At 66.7% G+C, this 22,332-nt stretch carries 18 protein-coding genes; 13 read left to right on the top strand and 5 right to left on the bottom strand.

Annotated elements, in window-relative coordinates; translation table 11 throughout:
* Positions 1–32 precede the first annotated feature (32 nt).
* Positions 33–1,637, top strand: coding sequence for an MASE1 domain-containing protein (locus N440_RS04705; protein ID WP_133934255.1), 1,605 nt, complete (start codon positions 33–35; stop codon positions 1,635–1,637).
* Positions 1,638–1,824: 187 nt separating this feature from the next.
* A complete protein-coding gene (locus tag N440_RS04700; RefSeq protein ID WP_243831287.1) occupies positions 1,825–3,405 on the top strand; it encodes an MASE1 domain-containing protein in 1,581 nt (526 codons plus the stop codon).
* 111 nt (positions 3,406–3,516) lie between these two features.
* Here the strand turns inward: N440_RS04700 and N440_RS20415 are convergent, their stop codons facing one another.
* Positions 3,517–3,807 (bottom strand): hypothetical protein, encoded by a 291-nt coding sequence (locus N440_RS20415; RefSeq protein ID WP_243831286.1) that lies wholly within the window; start codon positions 3,805–3,807, stop codon positions 3,517–3,519.
* A gap of 490 nt (positions 3,808–4,297) precedes the next feature.
* On the opposite strand from N440_RS20415, the gene N440_RS04690 reads away from it, so the two are divergent.
* Positions 4,298–5,641, top strand: coding sequence for a diguanylate cyclase (locus N440_RS04690; protein ID WP_133934253.1), 1,344 nt, complete (start codon positions 4,298–4,300; stop codon positions 5,639–5,641).
* Between the two features lie 85 nt (positions 5,642–5,726).
* Positions 5,727–6,188, top strand: a complete 462-nt coding sequence (locus N440_RS04685; protein WP_006429165.1) for a bacteriohemerythrin — start codon at positions 5,727–5,729, stop codon at positions 6,186–6,188.
* On the opposite strand, the gene N440_RS04680 is transcribed toward N440_RS04685, so the two are convergent.
* Positions 6,169–7,470, bottom strand: a complete 1,302-nt coding sequence (locus tag N440_RS04680; protein WP_133934252.1) for an MFS transporter — start codon at positions 7,468–7,470, stop codon at positions 6,169–6,171. The two genes, N440_RS04685 and N440_RS04680, sit on opposite strands and share 20 nt — an antisense overlap.
* 147 nt (positions 7,471–7,617) lie before the next feature.
* Between N440_RS04680 and N440_RS04675 the strand changes: the two genes are divergently transcribed.
* Positions 7,618–8,259 carry a hypothetical protein gene (locus N440_RS04675; RefSeq protein ID WP_133934251.1) on the top strand — a complete coding sequence of 214 codons (642 nt, stop codon included), beginning with the start codon at positions 7,618–7,620 and terminating at the stop codon, positions 8,257–8,259.
* Between the two features lie 154 nt (positions 8,260–8,413).
* Here N440_RS04675 and N440_RS04670 read toward each other — a convergent pair whose 3' ends face one another.
* The gene (locus N440_RS04670; RefSeq protein ID WP_133934250.1) at positions 8,414–9,910 is read right to left on the bottom strand and encodes an aldehyde dehydrogenase; all 1,497 of its coding nucleotides are present in this window, start codon (positions 9,908–9,910) and stop codon (positions 8,414–8,416) included.
* Positions 9,911–10,014: 104 nt separating this feature from the next.
* Between N440_RS04670 and N440_RS04665 the strand changes: the two genes are divergently transcribed.
* From N440_RS04665 to N440_RS04635, 7 genes are all read left to right on the top strand, one after another.
* Positions 10,015–11,367 (top strand): aspartate aminotransferase family protein, encoded by a 1,353-nt coding sequence (locus N440_RS04665; RefSeq protein ID WP_133934249.1) that lies wholly within the window; start codon positions 10,015–10,017, stop codon positions 11,365–11,367.
* Positions 11,368–11,430: 63 nt separating this feature from the next.
* The gene (locus tag N440_RS04660) at positions 11,431–12,309 is read left to right on the top strand and encodes a plasmid replication/partition related protein (RefSeq protein WP_133934248.1); all 879 of its coding nucleotides are present in this window, start codon (positions 11,431–11,433) and stop codon (positions 12,307–12,309) included.
* 118 nt (positions 12,310–12,427) lie between these two features.
* Positions 12,428–13,714, top strand: a complete 1,287-nt coding sequence (locus tag N440_RS04655) for a DUF445 family protein (RefSeq protein ID WP_133934247.1) — start codon at positions 12,428–12,430, stop codon at positions 13,712–13,714.
* A 274-nt stretch (positions 13,715–13,988) separates the two neighbouring features.
* Positions 13,989–16,190, top strand: a complete 2,202-nt coding sequence (locus N440_RS04650) for a TonB-dependent siderophore receptor (RefSeq protein WP_133934246.1) — start codon at positions 13,989–13,991, stop codon at positions 16,188–16,190.
* Between the two features lie 107 nt (positions 16,191–16,297).
* Entirely contained in the window at positions 16,298–16,612 is a 315-nt protein-coding gene (locus N440_RS04645; RefSeq protein ID WP_133934245.1) for a DUF3649 domain-containing protein, read from the top strand.
* Positions 16,609–18,246 carry a PepSY-associated TM helix domain-containing protein gene (locus N440_RS04640; protein ID WP_133934244.1) on the top strand — a complete coding sequence of 546 codons (1,638 nt, stop codon included), beginning with the start codon at positions 16,609–16,611 and terminating at the stop codon, positions 18,244–18,246. Before N440_RS04645 ends, N440_RS04640 begins: the two co-directional genes overlap by 4 nt.
* Positions 18,243–18,572, top strand: coding sequence for a DUF3325 domain-containing protein (locus N440_RS04635; protein WP_133934243.1), 330 nt, complete (start codon positions 18,243–18,245; stop codon positions 18,570–18,572). Before N440_RS04640 ends, N440_RS04635 begins: the two co-directional genes overlap by 4 nt.
* A gap of 155 nt (positions 18,573–18,727) precedes the next feature.
* Here the strand turns inward: N440_RS04635 and rlmKL are convergent, their stop codons facing one another.
* Positions 18,728–20,866 carry a bifunctional 23S rRNA (guanine(2069)-N(7))-methyltransferase RlmK/23S rRNA (guanine(2445)-N(2))-methyltransferase RlmL gene (rlmKL, locus tag N440_RS04630; protein ID WP_133934242.1) on the bottom strand — a complete coding sequence of 713 codons (2,139 nt, stop codon included), beginning with the start codon at positions 20,864–20,866 and terminating at the stop codon, positions 18,728–18,730.
* 145 nt (positions 20,867–21,011) lie between these two features.
* Positions 21,012–21,539, bottom strand: coding sequence for a hypothetical protein (locus N440_RS04625; protein WP_133934241.1), 528 nt, complete (start codon positions 21,537–21,539; stop codon positions 21,012–21,014).
* Positions 21,540–21,611: 72 nt separating this feature from the next.
* Here N440_RS04625 and N440_RS04620 point away from each other — a divergent pair, with 72 nt between their 5' ends.
* Positions 21,612–22,178, top strand: coding sequence for an N-acetylmuramoyl-L-alanine amidase (locus tag N440_RS04620; RefSeq protein WP_133934240.1), 567 nt, complete (start codon positions 21,612–21,614; stop codon positions 22,176–22,178).
* The last annotated feature ends 154 nt before the right edge of the window (positions 22,179–22,332 follow it).

Here is a 22,332-nt window from a genome sequence, read left to right as displayed (position 1 = left end):
ATAATCGGCGCAGGAGCTGGGGGAGCACGTGGATGCGGTGGTGGAAGGACGGCCTGCAGGTGAGGATACGGGTCAGCCCCGAGGGGCTGGCACTGGCGCTGCTCTATGCCCTCGCCTGCTGGGGCTCGCGCAAGCTGTCGCTGGACCAGTTCTTCCTGCCTGCTGGCGTACGGGTGGCCGCGCTGCTGCTGTGCCCGCCCCGTCTCTGGCCTTATCTGCTGATCGGTGAATACGCCTATTTCGCGCATCTGCGCATCCCCCTGATCAGCAAATACAACCTGACCTGGGTGATCCTCGCCTCGGTGTTCCTGATGCCTGCCGTGATGCTGATCGTGCGCCTGCACCGGAAGCTGCTGGCACGCACCACGATCGTAGGCGTGATCTCCATTGCGGCATGCGCCGCGATGATCATCAGCCTGCTCAACCTGGGGATCTCGTACCTGCTCTGGGAACCGTTGCACAACGCGCCATTCATCACCAACCTGCTGCGCTATGCGCTGGGCGACTTCACCGGCATCCTGATCCTGGCGCCGCTGGCACTGCTGTGGATCCGCCGCGCCGAGGAAAAATGGACGGCCCGGTCTGTTGCGGCCACCGCCGGAGCACTCGCAGCCATGCTGATCATTGGCCTGCAGGCGACCCCGGTACCTGCATCGATCACGGCCCCGGGCTCGCTGCAGTTGCTGTTGATCCTGCCTATTCCCGCGATCGCCCTGACCTGCCTGCTGGGATGGCGCGGTGCGGCCATCGGTGTCGCCGCCGTGAACATGATGCTTGGCCTGAGCGCCCCCGCCGACCACCCGACGGCCTTCGATCCGGCCACGTTCGCTACCCAGCAGGCCATGGCCATCGCCAGCATCGCCCTGCTGCTGCTCGGTGCACGCATCACCCACTTCCAGAACCAGCACCGGTTGCGCGAGGAAGATGGCAGAGCGGCCCTGCAGCTTGCACGGAATTCACATCTGGCCAGCGAGATGGACCTGCGTGAGCGCGCGGCCCATTTGCGCCAGCTGGGCGATGGCATGGACCTGTCGCTGAACGAAATGGTGAACTGGCTGCATGCGCAGGGCCATCACGCTGTCGCAGACAGCCTGCGGCATACCTCGGAGGTGCATTCACGCCTGTTCCGGGCCCAGGCCAGCATGATCTATCCCTCGGCGCTGGAACGACTGGGCCTGTACGTGGCACTGCAGGCAGGCGGGGTACGCGAGGCATGGAACGCCACCCATCGCATCGGACAACCGAGGTTGATGGGCGATCCCTGCGCGCTCGGGGTAGGCTTGCAGCTTGCGGCCTACCGGCTTGTAGTTGATGCGGTATCACTTCTACTGAGATGCGAATCCGGACAGATTTCGGTCAGCATCCGCTGTGGATACTTCGCCCGAAAGCTGGGTGTATTCATCTGCGTAGCCCTCGTGGGTCGGAACGAATCTTTGGGAATCCGGACCACGGAACTGGCAAATGAGCAGTTGCTGGGCCGAATTCTTGTGCATGGTGGCCACATGGACATGAGTGGCAACAGACTCAGGATCGTATTGACGGAAGCGCGGGGAGATTCCAGCCAGGCGAGCGCTACCGAAGCTTTGGGGGGACGTACATCCTCCATCGACCCAGGCGCTCCGCGGGCCGCAACCTGACTTCCTCATAGAAACGAGATGCAGATCACCACTCGAAGGTGATCTTTGTTCGGCACCGCCTTGCCCCCCGCCAAGGCGGTCCAGCTCGTGTGATTGCGCGCCCGTGCTTCTATGGATACTGTCACCCAATGGCGCGTTCAAACAAGCAATGGGGCCGCCGCCATGTCACGAGCATTGGAGGCTTGGGTTGAATTGGTGGAAGAGGGGAATTGAACTGACGTTCCGCGTGCGGCCCTTGGGGCTGGCGATTGCCGTGATGTACGCGATTACGTGTTGGGCCGCTTGGCGGGTCTCGCTGGACCAGTTTTACCTGCCTGCCGGCATTCGCGTAGCAGCTTTGCTTGTGTGTCCACCTCGCCTCTGGCCCTACCTGCTTATTGGCGAATACGCGTACTTCGCACAACTGCGCTACCCGCTAATAGATGAGTATGGGCTGGCATGGGTAATCCTGGGTTCGGCATTCCTGCTGCCAGCCGTTGCTCTGGTTGTATATGCGCATCGAAAATTCATGACTGCCAGGGCAGATGGATGGCTGCTATCGGTCGCGGTGTCAGCCGCCGTGATTGCTACTGCCCTGAAGCTTGGGCTGTCTCACTTGCTTTCAGAGAACCCTTCAAGCGTGCCGATTGCGACACGAGCCGTACGCTTCGTCCTTGGTGACTACATTGCCATCCTGACGGTTGCGCCACTGGCGGTTCTCTGGAGCAGGCGCCATGCAATGGACGAATGGGGACGCTGGCGCTCTCCCCCGACTGTCGCCGCTCTTGCAGTGATGCTGGGGCTGGGCCTGATTACCGCATTGGCCCCTGACTTGTCGGATGCAACCAAGACAAGTCTGCAATTGACCATGGCGCTGCCCGTGATCGTGTTGACATGTATTCATGGCTGGCAGGGAGCAGCCGTTGGCGTCCCCCTGTTGAACATTCTCATTGCAGTGGTTACTCCTACATCCGGCCTCCTTGGCTCATACGATGAACGAACCTTCACAACGCAGCAGCTGATCGCCATTGCAGGAACCGGGCTGCTGGCACTCGGCTCACGCATCAGTCGGCACTATCATCAGCGGGGGCGTAGAGACGTAGACGGGCACCAGGCGGCTCGACTATCAAGGTCCGCTCATATGGCGGGCGAAATGGATCTACGGGAGCGTGCCTTGGATCTCAGGAGAATCGCCGATGGCATTGAGGCTTCCTTGAGCAGGACAGCCGACCTGTTGAAGACACATGGCCATCACTCGCCGGCACTGGATCTACTTCTCACATCCACCGCACATTCCCGCCAATTCCGCGAATTGACCAGCATGGTCTACCCGACCGAGGTCGAGCACGTTGGTCTCTACCTGGCCCTGCAGGTCAGCGGCATTCGTGAAAGCTGGAATCAGACACACAGGGTCACATCCCCCTTCCTGACCGGGGATCCCTGCAAACTGAGTATTGCCCTGCAGTTGGCGGCCTACCGCACTCTCACCGAGGCCGTTTCATTGCTGCTCAAGCAGGAACAAGGACAGATCCAGATACGTGCTCGCTGCGGGAAACTGAAAGGGCAACAAGGAATTCTGCTCAGAATCGCTCTGCTGGACCGTGATCGCGATCTGCTCGTCGACACAACACGTCTGGCTATTGAACGTCTGAGCTCCCGCGCACAAGCCTATGGAGGGAAAGTGCACTGCGAAGGGAACTGCGTACGTGTGCTGCTCCTGGAGACCGCAGCCAGCGGCGCGCAAAGCAGCATGCAGGCCGCCTGGACAAGCCGAGCGGACATAGCCTGACTCTTGCCAGCCACTGGAACGGAAGGACCGGACGATCAGATCATGGCAGGAGCCGCCCCCCCGGCTCCTGCTTCGTCGATATGCGCAATCGTGGCGCCAACGAGAATGTCCTCAGCCTGCGGTATCCATAGACTCGACGACCCATACAGCGCTCGTACCTTCTCCATAGACAACCAACGAGAACTGAGCACTCTGGAACACCACGCGCCGGACAACCTTCTCGGGCAAACTCAGTCGATGCGAGGGCAAAGACACCTTTGCCGCACTCTTGCCAGCCGGCAGCGTCCAGAACGTGGCGTCGACATTTCCCACGATCAGCACGACCTGACCCGAGAGATCATTCACTTGGTAGTAACTGATCCCATCACGCTCGAACCCATAGACAAGCCAGTTTGGGTTCAAACTCAGATTCGTGGCTGCTGGCAGAGATTCTCCCAGACCGCTCCGAGCCATATGGATTCCGTTGTCGCCACTGGGGCAACACGCTGATGCGCTGAAAGCAGACACAGAAAGCAGGACAGCGGCAGGAAGCAACACTCGCAGTTCAGAAAATCTCACGCTCACCCCCATGGATGGTTGGAAAGACAGCTCCAGGCAATTCCGTTTCGCCACCCCACGACTGGATGGCGCTCGACCTCGCTTGAAGGGTTCCTTCGTTCGACGCAGCCGTGTCCAATGCACCAGCAGGGGTGGCGCGACCCAGCATAACCATGCCGCACCGTGAGCGCCATGAAGGGCGCGCGCTCGAATCTCACCCTGTTGTCCCAAAGATTCCCGGCGAACTGACCCGAACCAGGCAGGGCAGATATGTCCACAACCGAGGGCTCCGGCTAAAGTTGCACCCGAAACCGCCGCTATCCGTGCCGAGCCCTCCTTCGTGAGCCACCGCATCATGCCCGTCCTGCCGCAGGCCGCCGTCGATGGCGACCTGGCCGATCCGCTGCCGCAGCGGATCCTGCTGGTCGAAAACTCCCGTGCTTTCACCGGCATGCTGCGCGAGGCCATCGAGCAACGCCTGGAACTGCCGGTGGTGATCGCCTCCACCCTGGCCGAAGCGGACCGCCTGCTCAGCGAAGGCGGAGGTTGGTTCCTGGTGCTGACCGGGCTGGTGCTGGCCGACGGTGACCGCGACGCGGTGGTCGAGTTCTTCCTCAAGCGCGGCCTGCCGACCGTGGTGGTCAGCAGCGTCTACGACGAGGACCTGCGCAAGCGCGTGCTGCAGCAGCAGATCATCGACTATGTACTGAAGAACACCCCCGGCAGCATCGATTACCTGGTCTGGCTGGTGCAGCGGCTGGAGCGCAACCGTCGCATCGCGGCCCTGGTGGTGGACGATTCGCCGTCCGCGCGCGGCTATGCCGCGGCCCTGCTGCGCATGTACGGCCACGAGGTGCACGAGGCGGCCGACGGCAACGAAGGCCTGGCCGCGATCGAGGCGCATCCGGCGATCCGACTGGCAGTGGTCGACCAGGAGATGCCCGGCATGCAGGGCGTGGAGTTCACCCGCCGCCTGCGCACCCTGCGCTCGCGCGACAAGGTGGCCGTGATCGGCATCTCCGGCAATACCGATGCGTCACTGATCCCACGCTTCCTGAAGAACGGCGCCAACGACTTCCTGCGCAAGCCCTTCTCGCGCGAGGAGTTCTTCTGCCGGGTCTCGCAGAACGTGGACCAGCTGGAACTGATCGGCACCCTGCAGGACCTGGCCACCCGCGATTTCCTCACCGGCCTGCCCAACCGCCGTTGCTTCCTTGAGCAGAGCCAGCGCCAGCTGCCGCAGCTGCAGCTGCACGGCCAATGCGTGGCGGTGGCGATGATCGACATCGATCACTTCAAGCACATCAACGACACCTACGGCCACGAAGCCGGCGACGATGCGCTGCGTGCGGTAGCCGGCGCGGTGGCCTCACACGCGCGCAGCCAGGACCTGATCGCGCGCTTCGGTGGCGAGGAATTCTGCCTGCTGGTGCCGGACATGGAACAGGACGAGGCGCTGCTGTACTTCGAGGAACTGCGCCAGCGCATCGCCGCGTTGGAAGTGGACATCGGCTCAGCCACCCTGCGCATGACCGTCAGCATCGGCCTGTGCTGCCTGCGTCCGCAGCGTGATGCGCTGCACCGGCTGATCTCCGAGGCCGACCGCCAGCTGTACCTGGCCAAGGCCGGCGGCCGCAACCGGGTCAGCTGCACCACCATGGCCAGTCCGCTGCGCCCACGCGAGCCCGCCCTGCCCTGACCGGCACGCCTTGATCCAGATCAACGCCGCCCGCGCGCGGCGGTTCTACAGTCGGCCCCGACATACGCATGAAGGGGAGCCGGGGATGGCACTACTGGTCTGGCAGGACGATCTGAACATCGGCATCGATGTGATCGATCAGCAACATCGCCGCATCATCGAGATGCTCAACCACCTGCACGTGGCCCAGGCCAGCATGCAGCGTGCGGCGGTGGGCGAGGTGATCGATGAAGTGGTCGACTACACCATGTCGCACTTCGCGTTCGAGGAAGAGCTGATGGAGGAGGCGGGTTATCCGTTCTGTGCCGCGCACAAGCGTGTGCATGAGGTCTTCATCAAGCGCGTGGCCGAGTACCGGCTGCGCTTCCAGGCCGGCGAGGACATCAGCGACGAGCTGCGCACCATGCTGTCGCGCTGGCTGTTCAACCACATCCGTGGCGATGACCAGGCCTACGCCGAGCAGGTCAAGGCGCACCTGAACCAGTTCGCCCGCGAGCATCAGGGCGGCGGCTGGCTGGGACGCACGCTCAAGCGCTTCTTTGGTTGAGCCGCAGTGCGCGCCGGTGCAGCGCCACCAGCGCGCACAGCGTCGCCACCGCAGTCAGGCACAGGTAGTAGCCCACCGCGACCAGGCCGAAGTGTTCGGCCAGCCACGTGGCCAGGTACGGTGCCGGGGCCGCACCCAGAATGCCGGCCAGGTTGAATGACAGCGACGCGCCGGTGTAGCGCACTTCCACCGGGTAGATCTCGGCCAGGAAGGTGCCGCACGGCCCGTAGGTCAGGCCCATCAGGAACAGGCCCAGGCACAGGAAGCCAGTCACCAGCCACGGGCTGTGCGGCTGGAACAGCGGTGCGAACAGCACGCCGAAACCAACGATCAGCACGCTGGCCACGATCATCGTGCGTCGCGTGCCCCAGCGGTCTCCGTAGCGTGCCGACAATGGGATGCCCAGTGCGAAGAACAGCATGCCGGCCATCTGCATCAGCAGGAACTGTTCGCGGCTGTAGCCCAGCACCGCGGTGCCATGGCCGAGGCTGAACACTGTCATCAGGTAGAACAGCACGAAGGTGGCGAACGCCCCCAGCGTGCCCAGCAGCATCGGCACCGGGTGGTCACGCAGCACCGTCAGCATCGGCAGCCGCACCGGCGCCTTGCGCTCCAGCGCCCTCTTGAAGTCGGGGGTCTCGTGGATGTTCAGCCGCACCCACAGGCCCAGCCCGACCAGCAGCGCGCTGGCCACGAAGGGAATGCGCCAGCCCCATTGCAGGAAGTCGTCCTGGCTCAGGCAGCGGCCCAGCACCAGGAAGATGCCGGCCGACAGCAGGAAGCCCAGCGGTGCGCCCAGCTGCGGGAACATGCCGTACCAGGCGCGTTTGCCCGGTGGTGCGTTCTCGGTGGCCAGCAGCACCGCCCCACCCCACTCGCCGCCCAGCCCCAGTCCCTGGCCGAACCGGCACAGCGCCAGCAGCGCAGGTGCCCACAGGCCGATCTGCGCATGGGTCGGCAGCAGGCCGATCAGTACCGTGGACAGGCCCATGGTCAGCAACGCGGCCACCAGGGTAGCCTTGCGGCCGATGCGGTCACCGAAGTGGCCAAACACCGCCGAGCCCACCGGTCGGGCGATGAACGCCACCGCGAAGGTCGCCAACGACTGAAGCAGTGCTGCCTGTTCGCTGCTGTCCGGGAAGAACAGGTGCGGGAACACCAGCACCGCGGCCGTGGCGTAGATGTAGAAGTCGAAGAACTCGATGGTGGTGCCGATCAGGCTGGCCAGCAGGACACGGCGGGGGGAATTCACGGGCGGTGCGGCAGCGCGGGTCGTCGACATCGGCAACACGGGTAACGGTGGATCGCCCGATTCTGCCACGGGCCGGTGGCCGCACGGGACGATGGTTTCAGCCGACACCGATGCCAACGAAATTTTTCCGGCCGCCCGCTAGGCTGCGCCACCGGTCCCTGCATGGATGCCTTGCCGATGGCTGCAGTTGCGTTGTCGTGGTCCGATTCCCCGAAACTGCCGCGCATGGCCGCGTGGCTGGTGGTGCTGCTGGTGCATGGGCTGATGGCGCTGTGGTTGTGGGGCAGTGGCCGGATCGTGCTGCGCGCTGACGATGGCGCACGGATCTCGTTGCGCTGGCTGCCACCGGAGCTGCCGGCGCCGGCGCCGTCACTTCCGGCGTTGCCCTCCGTACCGATGACGCGTCGGGCTGCATCGGTGAAGCCCCACCCTGCCCCGATCGCGCAGGCAGAGACCGCCCTGCCCGCCGAAGGGGCACCGGCGGCTGAGGCGCCGCTGATCCTGGGCCTGCCTGCCGGCAGCATCGAGGGTGGCGACGGCATCAGCGCGGCGGGGGTGGCACCACGCCTGATCGGTCGCCGGGAGGTGCATGCCGCGTTCGCACCGCGCCACAACTATTTCCGCATCCGCCCGCAGATGACCCCGGAGCAGATCGTGCACGGCGTGGCGCAGCTGCTGGGGCTGTGGCCGCCCGGGTATATCGTCGACCCTTGCGAGCTGGGGAAGCAGGATATGGACTATTTCCAGAATGCGGTCGAAGAGGCAGATCGCGACTTGCTGCGTGCTGCGGTACTGCAGGTGAGCACACGCTGCCGGTAGCGCCGAGCCATGCTCGGCGGCGTTCCGCAAAGAGCAGTCGAGCATGGCTCGACTCTACGAAAAGCGAAGGGCAGTCGAGCATGGCTCGACTCTACGAAAAGCGAAGGGCAGTCGAGCATGGCTCGACTCTACAGAAGCGCGGGCAGACCCGACGCTACAACTGGATCCAGGTGGCCTTGATCTCGCTGTACTTGTCGAACGCGTGCAAGGATTTGTCGCGCCCATTGCCCGACTGCTTGTAGCCGCCGAAGGGCGCGGTCATGTCGCCGCCATCCCAGCCGTTCACCCAGACGCTGCCAGCGCGCAGTTGGCGTGCAACGCGATGCGCACGACCAAGATCACGTGTCCACAGGCCGGCGGCCAGTCCATAGCGGCTGTCGTTGGCCAGGCGCACGGCCTCGGCTTCGTCATCGAAACCCAGCACGGCCAGGACCGGCCCGAACACTTCCTCGCGCGCCAGGGCCTGCTCGGGCCGTACCTGGTCGAACACGGTGGGCTGCACATAGCAGCCACCCGCTTCCACCTCGGCGCGATGACCACCCAGCAGCAATCGCGCGCCGTCGCCTTCTGCACGCGCAATATCGCCCATCACCTTGTCCAGATGCGCGGCATCGACCAGCGCGCCCATTGCCGCGTCGGCTTCCAGCGGGTGGCGCGGCTGCATGTGCTGGCCATAGGCAACCACCCGATGCACGAAATCCTCACGGATCGAGCGCTGCACCAGCAGCCGCGAACCGGCGGTGCAGACTTCCCCCTGGTTGAAGAAGATGCCCTGCGCCACGCCTTTGGCCGCCGCATCGAGGTCCGGGGCGTCGGCGAACACCACGTGCGGGCTCTTGCCGCCGCATTCCAGCCAGACCCGCTTGAGGTTGGAACGGCCAGAGTATTCCAGCAGCTTCGCGCCCGTGGCGGTGGAACCGGTGAAGGCCAGCACGTCCACGTCCATATGCAGTGCCAGCGGTTCGCCGACGCGCGCTCCATGGCCGGGCAACACGTTCAGAACCCCGTCCGGCAGGCCCGCCTCGGCGGCCAGTACCGCCAGCCGCAGCGCACTCAGCGGCGATCGTTCCGAAGGTTTGAGTACCACTGAATTGCCCATCGCCAGCGCCGGGGCAATCTTCCAGCAGGCCATCAGCAACGGGAAGTTCCACGGCACGATGGCCGCCACCACGCCGGCGGCCTCGCGCGTGACCAGCCCCAGTTCGTGCGGGCCGGTGGGCGCGATCTCCCCGTACAGCTTGTCCACCGCTTCGGCGGTCCAGCTCAGGCAGCGCACCACGCCGGGCAGGTCGATGCGCCGCGCATCGCGCACCGGCTTGCCCATGTCCAGGGTTTCCAGCAGGGCCAGTTCGTCGGCGTGCGTTTCCACCAGCGCAGCCAGCGCCAGCAGCACGCGTTTGCGATGCGCCGGGCTGGCCTGCGACCAGTGGCCCGCATCGAAGGACCGGCGGGCCGCCAGCACGGCACGCTCCACGTCCTGCGCATCGCAGTCGGCGACCGCACCCAGCACGCGACCGTCGATGGGGCTGATGCAGTCGAAGCGGGCGCCGCTGGCAGCGTCGACATGGCGGCCGTCGATGAAGGCCTGGCCGGGCATCGACAGCTGGAGCGCCAGCGCCTGCCAGTGGCTGCGGTCGGGGAAATCGGCCATGGAACACTCCTGCAATCAACCAGCCTTGCTTATACCGGGGCCGCCGCGACTTCGCCGTGACGCAGCTGCGCTACATTCATGGCATCGCACCCGATGGAGCTGGCATGAAGCGTCCCGAAAGCGACCTGCACGACCTGGCCACCCAGCGCCCCGAATCCCTGGACGCGTACTGGATGCCGTTCACCGCCAATCGCCAGTACAAAGCGGCGCCGCGTGTACTGGTACGCGCCGAGGGCATGCACTACGAAGATGTCGACGGCCGCCCGATCCTCGACGGCACCGCCGGCCTGTGGTGCTGCAACGCAGGCCACGCGCGGCCCCGCATCGTCGAGGCCATCGTCGAGCAGGCCCGCACGCTCGACTATTCACCGGCCTTCCAGATGGGCTCGCCGCCGGCCTTCGCACTGGCGCAGCGGCTGGCCGCACTGGCACCGGCCGCGCTCAACCATGTGTTCTTCACCAGCTCCGGCTCCGAGGCGGTGGATACCGCAATGAAGATCGCACTGGCCTACCACCGCCAGCGCGGCGAGGGCCAGCGCACCCGCTTCATCAGCCGCGAGAAGGCCTACCACGGGGTCGGCTTCGGCGGCATGGCACTGGGCGGCCTGCCCAACAACCGCAGGGCATTCGGCCTGCAGCTGGGCGGCGTGGACTATCTGCGCCACACCCTGGACCTGCAGCGCAATGCGTTCAGCAAGGGCCTGCCACGCCAGGGCGCGGAGCTGGCCGATGACCTGGAGCGGCTGATCGCGCTGCACGATGCCTCGACCATTGCCGCGGTGTTCGTTGAACCCATCGCCGGTTCGGCCGGGGTGATCCTGCCCGCACCGGGTTACCTGCAGCGGCTGCGCGAGCTGTGCGACCACCACGGCATCCTGCTGGTGTTCGACGAAGTGATCACCGGCTTCGGCCGGGTCGGCATGCCCTTTGCCGCGCAGCGTTTCGGGGTCACCCCGGACCTGCTGACCTTCGCCAAGGCGGTCAGCAACGGTGCGGTGCCGCTGGGCGGCGTGCTGGCCAGCGATGCGGTGCATGCCGCGTTGATGCAGGCGCCCCCGCAGGCGATCGAGCTGTTCCACGGCTACACCTATTCGGGTCACCCGCTGGCCTGCGCAGCGGCGCTGGCCACGCTGGAGGTCTATGCCGAGGAGCGCCTGTTCGAGCGCGCCATCGAGCTGGGGGAATACTGGCAGGAGCGGTTGCACGCCCTGCAGGGGCTGCCCAACGTGATCGATATCCGCAACTTCGGGCTGGTCGGTGCGGTGGAACTGGCGCCGCGCCGCGACACCCCCGGCAGCCGCGGCTACGAGGTGTTCCGCCGCTGCTTCCACGACGGCCGGCTGCTGGTGCGCTGTACCGGCGACATCATCGCGTTGTCGCCGCCATTGATCGTGGACAAGGCGCAGATCGACCAGATCACCGGCATCCTCGGCGAGATGATCCGGGCCACCGCCTGAGTCCGGACCGGCGGTGGCGAGCAGGTACAATGGGCGGTTCCGCTCCTGCTCGCTGCCGTGCCCATGGATATCGTCGTCAAAGAAGAACTCAAGGCCTACATCGACCCGCTGACTGCGGACGAACATGACGCGCTGGAGCGCAGCATCCTGGCCGAAGGCTGCCGCGATGCGCTGGTGCTGTGGGGCGAGGTGCTGGTCGACGGCCACAACCGCTTCGGCATCTGCCAGAAGCACGGCCTGCCGTTCAACACCGTGCAGAACACCCGCTTCCAGAGCATGGAAGACGTGCACCTGTGGATGATCGAGCAGCACCTGGGCCGCCGCAGCGTTTCGGACTTCCAGCGCGGCGTGCTGGCGCTGCGCAAGCGCGACATCCTGGCTGCCCGCAAGCAGGTCGAGCAGGCGCAGCTGCAGCGCGAGAGCGACGGCACCGCCGAGATCGTCGAGGGCGCCGGCGAAGACAGCCCGCCGTGGGAACCGGCGCCGAAGATCAGCCGCGCCGAGCTGGCCCGCGAAGCCAAGCTGAGCACCAGCCAGGTCGGCATGATCGAGCGCATCCATGCCCAGGCCGCGGCCGAAGTGGTGGAAGCGGTGAAGGCCGGCGTGATTTCGATCAGCGCCGCCGCGGCCGTGGCCGACCTGCCCGAGGAAGAACAGCGCGCCGCCGCCGCCGGTGGCAAGGACGAACTGAAGCAGGCCGCCAAGCGCGTGCGCGAGTCCAAGCGCAAGCCGCGTGCCCCGAAGCCGGACGCGGCCGAGATGGACTTCGAGGAGCCGGATGAGGACGCGATCGCCAGCCGCGACGCCGACGTGCTGTCGGCACTGGAGCAGCTGGGCGAGGACGCACCGGCGCTGCGTCGCCGCATCGTCGCGCTGACCCGCGAGAACGACACCCTGCGCGCGCAGCTGGCCGCGCTGCGCAAGCAGCTCGAAGCGCTCTGAACCAGCGGGTAGTGCCGGCCGCTGGCCGGCAACCCCATGAACGTTCCGGGTGCGTTGCGGATGCCGGCCAGCGGCCGGCACTACCCGATGCTCATGCACGGCCGGATAGACTTCGGGCATGACGCCTGCCAACGATCCGCGCCGCGCACAGCTGCGGCGCCTGAAAGCCCTCGCACTGGGCCTGCTGCTGTTGATGCTGGCCGGATTCGCGGTCAGCCACTGGCACGGCGAACGTGGCATCTGGGCCTGGGTCTCGGCGTTCTGCGAGGCCGCCGCCGTGGGTGCGCTGGCCGACTGGTTCGCCGTCGTCGCGCTGTTCCGGCGGCCGATGGGGCTGCCCATTCCGCACACCGCGATCATCCCGCGCAGCAAGGAACGCATCGGTGACAGCCTGGCGCTGTTCGTGCGCGACCAGTTCCTGGAACCGGGCGTGCTGTTGGCCAAGCTGCAGGTGTTCGATCCGGCCAGCCGCCTGGGCAGCTGGCTGGCCGATCCGGCGCGTTCGCGGATGCTGGCTGACATGGCGCGCGGCTGGGCGTTGCAGGCACTGGATTTCTTCGACGAGACCGCTGTGCGCCGGCAGCTGCACGGTTTCGTGGTGCAACAGCTGCGGCAGTGGAATGCCGCCGCCACCGCCGGCGAGCTGCTGGCCCTGCTGACCGCCGATGGCCGCCACCAGCGCGTGCTGGACGAGGGCCTGCAGCGGCTGGGGCGCTGGCTGGAGCAGGCGGAAGTGAAGGAGCGCGCCTCGCAGCTGATCGTGCGCTACATCCAGCGCGAATGGCCGACGCTGTCGAGCACGGTGAACTGGGTCAAGCCGATCGACGAGATCGGCGACAGCCTGGCCGAGCGCCTGGCGCGCGCGGTGCTGGAAGAACTGCAACAGGTGCTGGCCGAGCCGGAGCATCCGCTGCGCCAGGACTACGAGACCTGGCTGCAGGCCTACGTGCAGCGCCTGCGGGAGGATCCGGCGCTGGCCGAGCGCATCGAACAGCTCAAGCAGGAAATGATCGACCACCCCGCCCTGCAGGAGTACGTGCAGGGGCTGTGGGCGCGCATCCACGCCAGCCTGCGCGCCGACCTGCAGCGTGACGACTCCGCACTGGTCGGCCACCTGCAGCGCAGCCTGGCCTCGCTGGGCAGCAGCCTGCAGGCCGACCCCGCCCTGCGCGAGGCACTGAACCAGCACCTGCTGGAAGGCGCGCAGCGGCTGACCGGGCGCCTGCGCGAGGGCGTGACCACGCATATCGCGCAGACCGTGAAGGGCTGGGATGAGCGGCACCTGGTCGAGCAGCTGGAACTGAGCGTAGGCCGCGACCTGCAGTTCATCCGCTTCAACGGCACCCTGGTGGGCGGGCTGATTGGCCTGCTGCTGCATGCGGCAACGGTGATCTTCCGGTTCTGAACACGCGCCTCGATCCACCGGCAGCAGTCGTCACGCTTGATTAACGAAATGCGAATGCCTATCATTTGCTAATCGGTTGTACGCTTAGCCAAGCGGGGCACGGACACACGTACCCACCCGCCCCTTCGCCCGTGTACATCCCCCGACTACCGGGTCACCCGCACTGCGCGGGTGGCGCACCGTCGATGGGGCTCGCTGGGCGACGTGCGCGGAGCGCATGGCGACTGTACCTGCGCATTCCATCGCCTGATTCATCCTGCATGGAATCGCACCGATGGCAATGCCGCTGAACTCCCCCCGTCCCACCGTGTTGGCCCTGGCCGTGACTGCATTGATGATCGCCCCGCTGGCCCACGCCGACGGCACTGCCGATCCTTCCGCGCGCACGCTGGACACGGTGAAGGTGACCGCCGATGGCGAGATACCCGGCAGCTATACGGTGAAAGGCGCGCGCACCGCGACGAAGCTGGACCTGTCACTGCGCGAGACGCCGCAGTCGGTGACGGTGGTTACCCGCCAGCGCCTGGATGACATGGGCCTGTTCTCCCTGTCCGACGTGATGGGCCAGGTGACGGGCGTCAGCGTGTCGGTCACCGACAGCGAGCGCATCAACTATGTCTCGCGCGGCTACACCATCGACAACTTCCAGATCGACGGCATGCTCAACACCTTCGGTGGCTCGATCAAGACCAACACCGACAACGTGATCTACGAGCGCATCGAAGTGATCCGCGGCGCCACCGGCCTGACCACCGGCGCGGGTGATCCGTCCGGCACCATCAGCATGATCCGCAAGCGGCCGACCGACACTTTCCAGATGGGTGCCAACCTCACCCTGGGCCGCTGGAACAACCGTCGCCTGGAAGCCGACCTCGGCGGCCCCGTGGCCTGGGACGGCCGCATCCGCGCACGCATCGTGGCCGCCAAGCAGCAGAGCGACTCGTTCCGCGATGTCTACAGGCTCGACAAGGACGTGTTCTACGGCATCGTGCAGGCCGACCTGAGCGACAGCACGCTGTTCGAAGTGGGCTACGAGTACCAGTCGCCGCACACCACCGGCGTGACCTGGGGCGTGGTGCCGTACTGGGGCGCCGATGGCGCGCCGGCCAACCTGCCGCGCTCGACCAATCTGTCGGCCTCGTGGAGCGCCTGGCCGATCGTGGAAAAGACCAGCTTCGCGCGCCTGGAGCAGCAGTTGGGCAACGGCTGGTCGGTGAAGGGCAACGTCAGCCACGCCGTGCGCGATACCGATGGCAGCGTCTGGTACGGCGCGGCCGGCTACCCGCGCGCCGACGGTACCGGCGTGACCGCCTACATTTCACACTTCAACGAACACAGCACGATGGACGTGTTCGACGTCAACGTGGCTGGACCGTTCCAGCTGTTCGGGCGCGAGCATGAACTCGTGTTCGGCCTGGGCCAGTCGGTGCGCAAGGGTGAGTCCGAGGCCATGTCGTTCGATTCCAGCGCACCGGGCTACACGCAGGTGCCCGACTGGCGTCACTGGACCGGCCAGGTGCCGGTACTGCCGGTGACCCGCTCTGGTCGCCTGTCGTCGCAGGACGAACTGCGCCAGCGCGCTGCCTACGTTGCCGCCCGACTTCGCCTTGCCGATCCGTTGTTGGCCGTGGTGGGCGCCCGCTATGGCAGCTGGGAAACCCGTAGCTGGGCCTATGGCTACGATGCCGCCGGCAACCGCAACAGCACCAAGCGCAGCGGCTACAGGCCCGACGACATGCTCACCCCGTATGCCGGCCTGGTGTACGACTTCAACTCGATCTTCAGCGGCTATGTCAGCTACACCGACATCTTCAAGCCGCAGAAATCCCGCGACCGCAACGGCAACTACCTGGAGCCGGTGGTCGGCGACATGTACGAAGCGGGCGTCAAGGCCGAGTTCTTCGGCGGCCTGCTGAATGCTTCGGCGGCGGTGTTCGAAGGCAAGCAGGACAACGTGGCCGAGATCGATGATTCAGTGCCGGTGAACTCGCTGCCCGATGGCAGCCAGGCCTATCGCTCCACCGGCAAGGGCAACAAGGTGAAGGGGTGGGAAATCGAGACCCAGGGCAGCATCGGCGAGCAATGGAACATCTCGGCGGGCTTCGCCCACACCGTCATCCGCAACAAGGACGGCGTGCTGCAACGGACCACAGCCCCGCAGGACACCTTCCGCCTCAACACCAGCTGGCGCCCCGGCGGCATCGATGGCCGCTTCTGGCTGGGTGGCGGCGCCACCTGGCAGAGCCGAATCTGGAACACCAGCACCAAGGCGGATGGCAGCAAGGCCAATATCACCCAGGACGCGTTCTACCTGCTGAACCTGGCCGGCGGCTACCGCTTCAACGAGAACTTCAGCGCGCAGCTGAACATCAACAACCTGCTGGACAAGAAGTACTTCAACAACGTCGGTTTCTACAGCGGCGTGTACTGGGGCGAACCACGCAACGTGACGATGACGCTGCGCTGGAAGCTCTGACCCCCGATGGATGGCACCGGTTCTGCGACTGGTGCCCGGCCACGGATGGCCACCCCCGGCGCGCTGCGGTGCGCCGGTCCCTTTTCACTGAAACCAGCAGGAATGCCGTGGACCGCTCGCCCGCAACCGCCAGCCCCCGCACCTTCTTCTCCAACCCGCGCTGGGGCGTGCTGTCACGCTCGCTGGCCGCGATCTTCGGCGGCTACGCGCTGGCCTCGGTGACCAGCGTGTTCTGCGCCCTGGCGCTGCCCGGCGCGCGCGGCCAGACCGTGCTGACCGGCATGCTGCTGGCGATCCTGGTGGCTGCCTGCGCGGCGCTGTGGGCGTTCGCCACCCGCACTGCGCTGCGCGCCTGGGTCGGCATCCTGGTCCCCACCCTGCTGATGGCCGCCGTCGCGCGCCTGCTGGGGGCCTGGGCATGAAGAACGGATTCCGCCAATCGATGGCCTGGCTGCACACCTGGACCGGCCTGCTGGTCGGCTGGCTGCTGCTGCTGATCTTCATGGCCGGCACCGCCAGCTACTACCGCGAGGAAATCAGCCGCTGGATGCGCCCTGAGCTGCCGGCCAACAAGGTCAGCATCGACGTAGCCGCGCAGCGCGCGGTGGACTACCTGCAGGCCAACGCCAGCCAGGCCGAGAACTGGTTCGTCACCCTGCCGCAGCCGCGCAACCCGGCCATGCAGATGTTCTGGCGGCTGCCGCCGGAGCTGGCCGATCCCAGCCGTGGCCGTCGCGGTGGCTTTGGTGATGCCACGCTGGACCCGAACACCGGCCAGGCCCTGAAGGCACGCGAGACGCGCGGCGGAGATTTCTTCTACCGCCTGCACTTCGACCTGCATTACATCCCGGTGCTGTGGGCGCGCTACCTGGTCGGCTTCTGCGCGATGTTCATGCTGGTGGCGATCATCACCGGCGTCATCACCCACAAGAAAATCTTCAAGGACTTCTTCACCTTCCGCAAGGACAAGGGCCTGCGGTCGTGGCTGGATTTCCACAACGTCAGCGCCGTGATGGCACTGCCCTACCACGCGATGATCACCTACACCGGCATCGTCACCCTGATGATCATGTACCTGCCGTGGGGAGTGAAGGTGGCCTACCCGCAGGACGAGGACAAGTTCTTCAGCGAAGCCTTCGGCGGCATGCCGGAGGTGACCGCGCCGGCCGAGGGACGCGCCACGCCGCTGCCGATCGCGCAGCTGCTGGACAGCGCGCGTGCGCACTGGCATGGCGTGGAAGTGGCCGGCTTCACCGTGTCCAACCCGGGCGCCGCCAATGCGGTGATCGACATCCGCCAACGCGACGGCAAGCGCCTGTCCACCGACACGCCGGCGCTGCGCTACGACATGATCAACGGCACGCTGCTGGAAGAGACGCCGCCCTCTGGTGGTGCCACCGCCACCCGTGGCGTGCTGTATGGCCTGCACCTGGCCCGCTTCGCCGACTGGGGCCTGCGCGCACTGTTCTTCCTGTCCGGCCTGGTCGGCTGCCTGATGGTGGCCAGCGGCGTGGTGCTGTGGGCAGTGAAGGAACGGCCCAAGCACGCCAAGAGCGGTCGCATCGGCTTCGGCCTGCGCCTGGTCGATGCACTGAACATCGGCACCGTGGCCGGCCTGCCGATTGCGTTCGCCGCCTACTTCTGGGGCAACCGCCTGCTGCCGCTGGACATCGCCGAACGCTCCAGTGCCGAAGCCAACGTGTTCTTCTACGCCTGGGGCGCGGCACTGCTGGCCGCCTTCATCTGGCCGAAGCGGATGATGTGGGCGTGGCAACTGTACCTGGGCGCGGCGGCGTTCGCGCTGGTGCCGGTGGTCAACGCGCTGACCACGCATGCGCATCTGGGCGTGACCCTGCGCAATGGTGACTGGGTGCTGGCTGGCGTCGACCTGTCGATGATCGCGTTCGGTGCGATGCTGGCGTTGTGTGGATGGCGCATGCAGCGCTGGACGCCGCCGCTGTCTGCCGCCGAGAAGAAGAAGCGTGCCGCGGCGGCCGCAGCGCCCAGGGCTCCGGTCGATGCTGCGGAAGCTGCCGAAGCGGAGGCCAGCGCATGATGCTTCTGGCGTTGACCCTGTCGTTCTCCGCGTTCACCGCACTGTCGCTGGCGATGGAAAAGCACCAGCACGACCTGCATGGCAAGGCGGCAGCCTCGCCAGCACGGCGCACGCAATGGCGGGTGCTGGGTTGGGCCCTGCTGGCGGTGGCGTTCGCGCTGTGCGTGGCCGACCATGGCTGGGCGATGGGCCCGGTGCTGTGGCTGGGCACGATGACGCTGGGCGGCGCGGTGTTGTCGTTCGGGTTGTACCCGTACCGGCCGAAGTGGATCGCCGCGCTGGCGATCGCGTTGCCCGCGGCCGGGCTGCTGGTGGCGGTGCTGTAGCCGCCATCCACGCATGGCGTGGATCTACTGGACAACCCTCCACGCATGGCGTGGATGTACCGGCCAGACAGGGGTAGTGCCGGCCGCTGGCCGGCATCCCATGAACCCTCTGCGGGTCTGACATCGTTGCCGGCCAGCGGCCGGCACTACCGGACTCACCCCAAGCGCTTCAATTCCCACGCGCGGTGGATGCGCGCGTTGCGCTCGAAATCCGGGCCGATGGTGCGCGCGGTGATCTCGCGGCACTGGGCGAACTCGGCGATGGCGTTCTCTTCCAGCTTGAAACGGCGGAAGTTGTTGGAGAAATACAGCACGCCGCCCGGCGCCAGTCGTGCCACCGCTGCGCGCAGCAGCTTCAGCTGTTCGCGCTGCACGTCGAAGTCGTCGGCGCGCGCGGAGTTGGAGAAGGTCGGCGGGTCACAGAAGATCACGTCGTACTGGCCGCGATCGCCTTCCAGCCACGCCATGGCGTCGGCCTGCACCAGCAGGTGCTGGTTGCCGCCCTGCCCGTTCAACGCCAGGTTGTCGTAGCACCACTGCAGGTAGGTGGCCGACAGGTCGACGCTGGTGGTGCTGGCCGCGCCGGCCACCGCCGCCTGCACGCTGGCCACGCCGGTGTAGCAGAACAGGTTGAGGAAGCGCTTGCCACGCACCTGCTCGGCCATCATCCGGCGCAGCGGGCGATGGTCGAGGAACAGGCCGGTATCCAGGTAATCGAACAGGTTCACCTGCAGCAGCGCGTTGTTCTCACGCACCACGATGAACTCGTCGCGCTGTTCGAAGCGGCCGTACTTGCTGCCGCCCTTGCCACGCTCGCGCGATTTCATCGACACCTGTTCCGGCGGCACGCCGAACACTTCACGCGCGGCCGCCAGCAGCTCGTTGCGGCGACGGCGCACGTCGTTTTCCGGAATCGCCGCCGGTGCCGCATATTCCTGCACGTGCAGGAAGGTGCGGCGCTGGCCACCGTCTTCCTCGTAGACGTCGATGGCGGCCGCGTACTCCGGCAGGTCGGCATCGTAGGCGCGGAAGCAGGTGATGTCCTCGCGGGTGCGCCAGCTCTTGAACTTCTTCAGGTTCTTGCGCAGGCGGTTGGCCACCATCTGCGCGCCTTCGCTCAGCTCGCGCGGCTGCGCCGGGTCGCGGCCCGGCACGGCAATCGGGTCGCAGACGATCAGCGCGCATTCCAGCGCACCGTTGAACATCTGGTACTTCTTGCCGGCGCGCAGGCCGGTGGCGAAGGCCAGTTCGTCGTTGCCGCACAGCAGGCTGGCGCGCCACTGCGGCACCGCCTTCTGCAGGGCATTGCCCAGCGCGCGGTACAGCGCCGGATCGGCCGCCAGGCGCTCGTCGTACGGCGGGTTGCAGACCACCGCACCGATCTCCTGTTCCGGCGTGGCCAGGTCGGCTACATCGGCGCGGGTGAAGCGGATCGCGTGGGCGACGCCCGCCACTTCGGCGTTCTCGCGCGCCGCCTGGATCGCAGTCGGGTCGATGTCGCTGCCATGGATGACTGGCTTCAGCGCGGCCAGGCCAGCGGCCTCGCGGTCGCGTGCCTCGCTCTGGATGGCCTTCCAGGCAGCCTTGTCGAAGCCCAGCCAGCGGCTCGGCGGCAGGCTGCCGTGGCGCATCAGGCCGGGGGCAACGTCGGCAGCCATCAGCGCGCCTTCGATCAGCAGCGTGCCGCTGCCGCACATCGGGTCCAGCAGCCCACCACCGGCGGCGTGCAGGCGCGGCCACTGCGCGCGCAACAGCAGCGCGGCGGCCAGGTTTTCCTTCAGCGGCGCCTCGTGGGCGGCACCGCGCCAGCCACGGCGGTGCAGCGGGCCGCCGCCAAGGTCGATCGACAGCGAGGCACGGCCCTTGCGCAGCGACAGGTTCACGCGCACATCCGGCAGGTCGGTGTTGACCGACGGCCGCTCCAGGCCTTCATCGCGCATGCGGTCGACGATGGCGTCCTTGATCCGCTGCGCCGCGAAGCGGGCGTGGGTGATCTTGTCGCCGGACACGTGCGCGTCCACCGCCAGGGTCATTTCCGGCCTGATGTGCTCGTGCCACGGCAGCGCACGCACGCAGTCATACAGGGCCTGCTCGTCCGGGCACTCGAACTCGTCGATCGGCCACAGCACGCGGCTGGCCAGGCGCGACCACATCACGATCCGCAGCGCCTGCTCCAGTTCGCCGTCGGCGTTGACGCCGGCAATGGTGGCAGTGGCCTTGCCAAGGCCCAGGGCCGACAGTTCATCGGCAAGCAGGTATTCCAGGCCCTTGGCGCAGGAGACGAAGAATTTCACGGGATCGGTTCGCAGGTGGTCGGGCGCGGCACAGGGGCCAAGCCGGTCGGAAAGGAGGGCCGAAAGCACGGCCAGCAGGCCCGCGCCGGGGGCGGCGGGGCTGCCATTGTAGTCAAAGCGGGCGGGCGCGCCGTGCGCCCGGGCTTCACAGCTGGCGCAGCAGGCGCTCGAAGGCCTGCGCGGAGGCCTCCACGTGGTGCTCAAGGCGGTGCCCATCATCGACCAGCAGCAGCTGCGCCGAACGCGCCTGTGCCCAGGCAATGACCCCGGCGGCCGGCACCACCTCGTCGTGCCAGGCCTGCACCACCGTGGTAGGCACCGCGGCGGCGTCCAGCGCCGGCATCGGGCCCATGGTGGTCGGCGGCACCATCAGGAACAGGCCAGCCACCGGCACCTGCAGCGAGGCGATGGCGGAAATATAGGCACCGAGGCTGGAGCCGGCCAGCACCACCGGCCCCTGCCCGGCAGCCAGGGCGGTGCGTTCGACCAGGCGGCGCAGGCGGGTCGGCACGTCACCTACGCGGCTGATCTCGCTCATCGCGTCCAGATCAGTGTAGTCGGGGCGTTCATGGGTCCAGCCCAGGCGTTGTGCCACCTCGGCCAGCGCGGTGACCTTGGTCGCGTCCGGGCCGCTCTCGAAACCGTGCGACAGGATGCAGTGACCGCGGCTCATGCGCGCGCTCCGCGCGAGCGGGCCGATGAGGAAAGGGAAGGCAGGTTCATGCCGCAATGCTAGCATCGCCGGATGCCCAACCCGCTCCTGCCCGGCCTGCAGCTGCAGCCCCTGCCCTACCACGACCGCCTGCCGCTGCGCGACCCGGCCACGCTGGAGATGGTGGTGATCCACTGCACCGAACTGCCCGACCTGGCGACGGCCCGCGAGTACGGCGAGCGCGTGCTGTACGACAGTGGCGCCGGCAACAGCGGCCACTTCTACATTGATCGCGACGGTCGCGTGGTGCAGTACGTGGCACCGGAACGGGTGGCCCACCACGTGCGTGGCATGAACGCACATACGCTGGGCATCGAGCTGGTCAATACCGGGCGTTACCCGCACTGGTTCGACAGCCGCCACCAGGCGATGGACGAGCCGTATACCGAGGCGCAGCTGGTGGCACTGGAACAGTTGCTGCTGGCGCTGGTGGCGCACTATCCGTCGCTGCGGCGGATTGCCGGGCACGACCAGCTGGATCTGGAGCAGGTGCCGGCCAGTGATGATGCCGCACTGACGGTGGCGCGCAAGCGTGATCCGGGGCCGTTGTTCCCGTGGGCGCGGATTCTGGCGAAGGTGCCGCTGCAGTCGGTGGGTTGATCGGCAGGGCTGCGCCCTGCACCCGCAGAGGCAACGTCAACGTCAACGTCAAAAGCGGGCTGTCGGTGGGATGGCGGGGTGGGTCCGGTTGCGGGGGACGCCGTAAATACGTCCATGTAGGCTCGGTCGCCGCATCCATGCGGCTCACGCCCCC

This window comes from Stenotrophomonas sp. CC22-02 (assembly GCF_004365115.1).
Lineage (GTDB): Bacteria > Pseudomonadota > Gammaproteobacteria > Xanthomonadales > Xanthomonadaceae > Stenotrophomonas > Stenotrophomonas forensis.
Note: the sequence above shows the minus strand (reverse complement) of the source record. Positions and strands in the feature narration are given on the sequence as shown.

Coding starts and splice junctions, on each gene's coding strand:
- N440_RS04685 (WP_006429165.1), top strand. CDS start 5,727: ATGGCACTACTGGTCTGGCAGGACGATCTGAACATCGGCATCGATGTG.
- N440_RS04675 (WP_133934251.1), top strand. CDS start 7,618: ATGGCTGCAGTTGCGTTGTCGTGGTCCGATTCCCCGAAACTGCCGCGC.
- N440_RS04625 (WP_133934241.1), bottom strand. CDS start 21,539: ATGAGCCGCGGTCACTGCATCCTGTCGCACGGTTTCGAGAGCGGCCCG.
- N440_RS04705 (WP_133934255.1), top strand. CDS start 33: ATGCGGTGGTGGAAGGACGGCCTGCAGGTGAGGATACGGGTCAGCCCC.
- N440_RS04635 (WP_133934243.1), top strand. CDS start 18,243: ATGATGCTTCTGGCGTTGACCCTGTCGTTCTCCGCGTTCACCGCACTG.
- N440_RS04680 (WP_133934252.1), bottom strand. CDS start 7,470: ATGTCGACGACCCGCGCTGCCGCACCGCCCGTGAATTCCCCCCGCCGT.
- N440_RS04690 (WP_133934253.1), top strand. CDS start 4,298: ATGCCCGTCCTGCCGCAGGCCGCCGTCGATGGCGACCTGGCCGATCCG.
- N440_RS04660 (WP_133934248.1), top strand. CDS start 11,431: ATGGATATCGTCGTCAAAGAAGAACTCAAGGCCTACATCGACCCGCTG.
- N440_RS04670 (WP_133934250.1), bottom strand. CDS start 9,910: ATGGCCGATTTCCCCGACCGCAGCCACTGGCAGGCGCTGGCGCTCCAG.
- N440_RS04655 (WP_133934247.1), top strand. CDS start 12,428: ATGACGCCTGCCAACGATCCGCGCCGCGCACAGCTGCGGCGCCTGAAA.
- N440_RS04665 (WP_133934249.1), top strand. CDS start 10,015: ATGAAGCGTCCCGAAAGCGACCTGCACGACCTGGCCACCCAGCGCCCC.
- N440_RS04650 (WP_133934246.1), top strand. CDS start 13,989: ATGGCAATGCCGCTGAACTCCCCCCGTCCCACCGTGTTGGCCCTGGCC.
- N440_RS04620 (WP_133934240.1), top strand. CDS start 21,612: ATGCCCAACCCGCTCCTGCCCGGCCTGCAGCTGCAGCCCCTGCCCTAC.
- N440_RS04640 (WP_133934244.1), top strand. CDS start 16,609: ATGAAGAACGGATTCCGCCAATCGATGGCCTGGCTGCACACCTGGACC.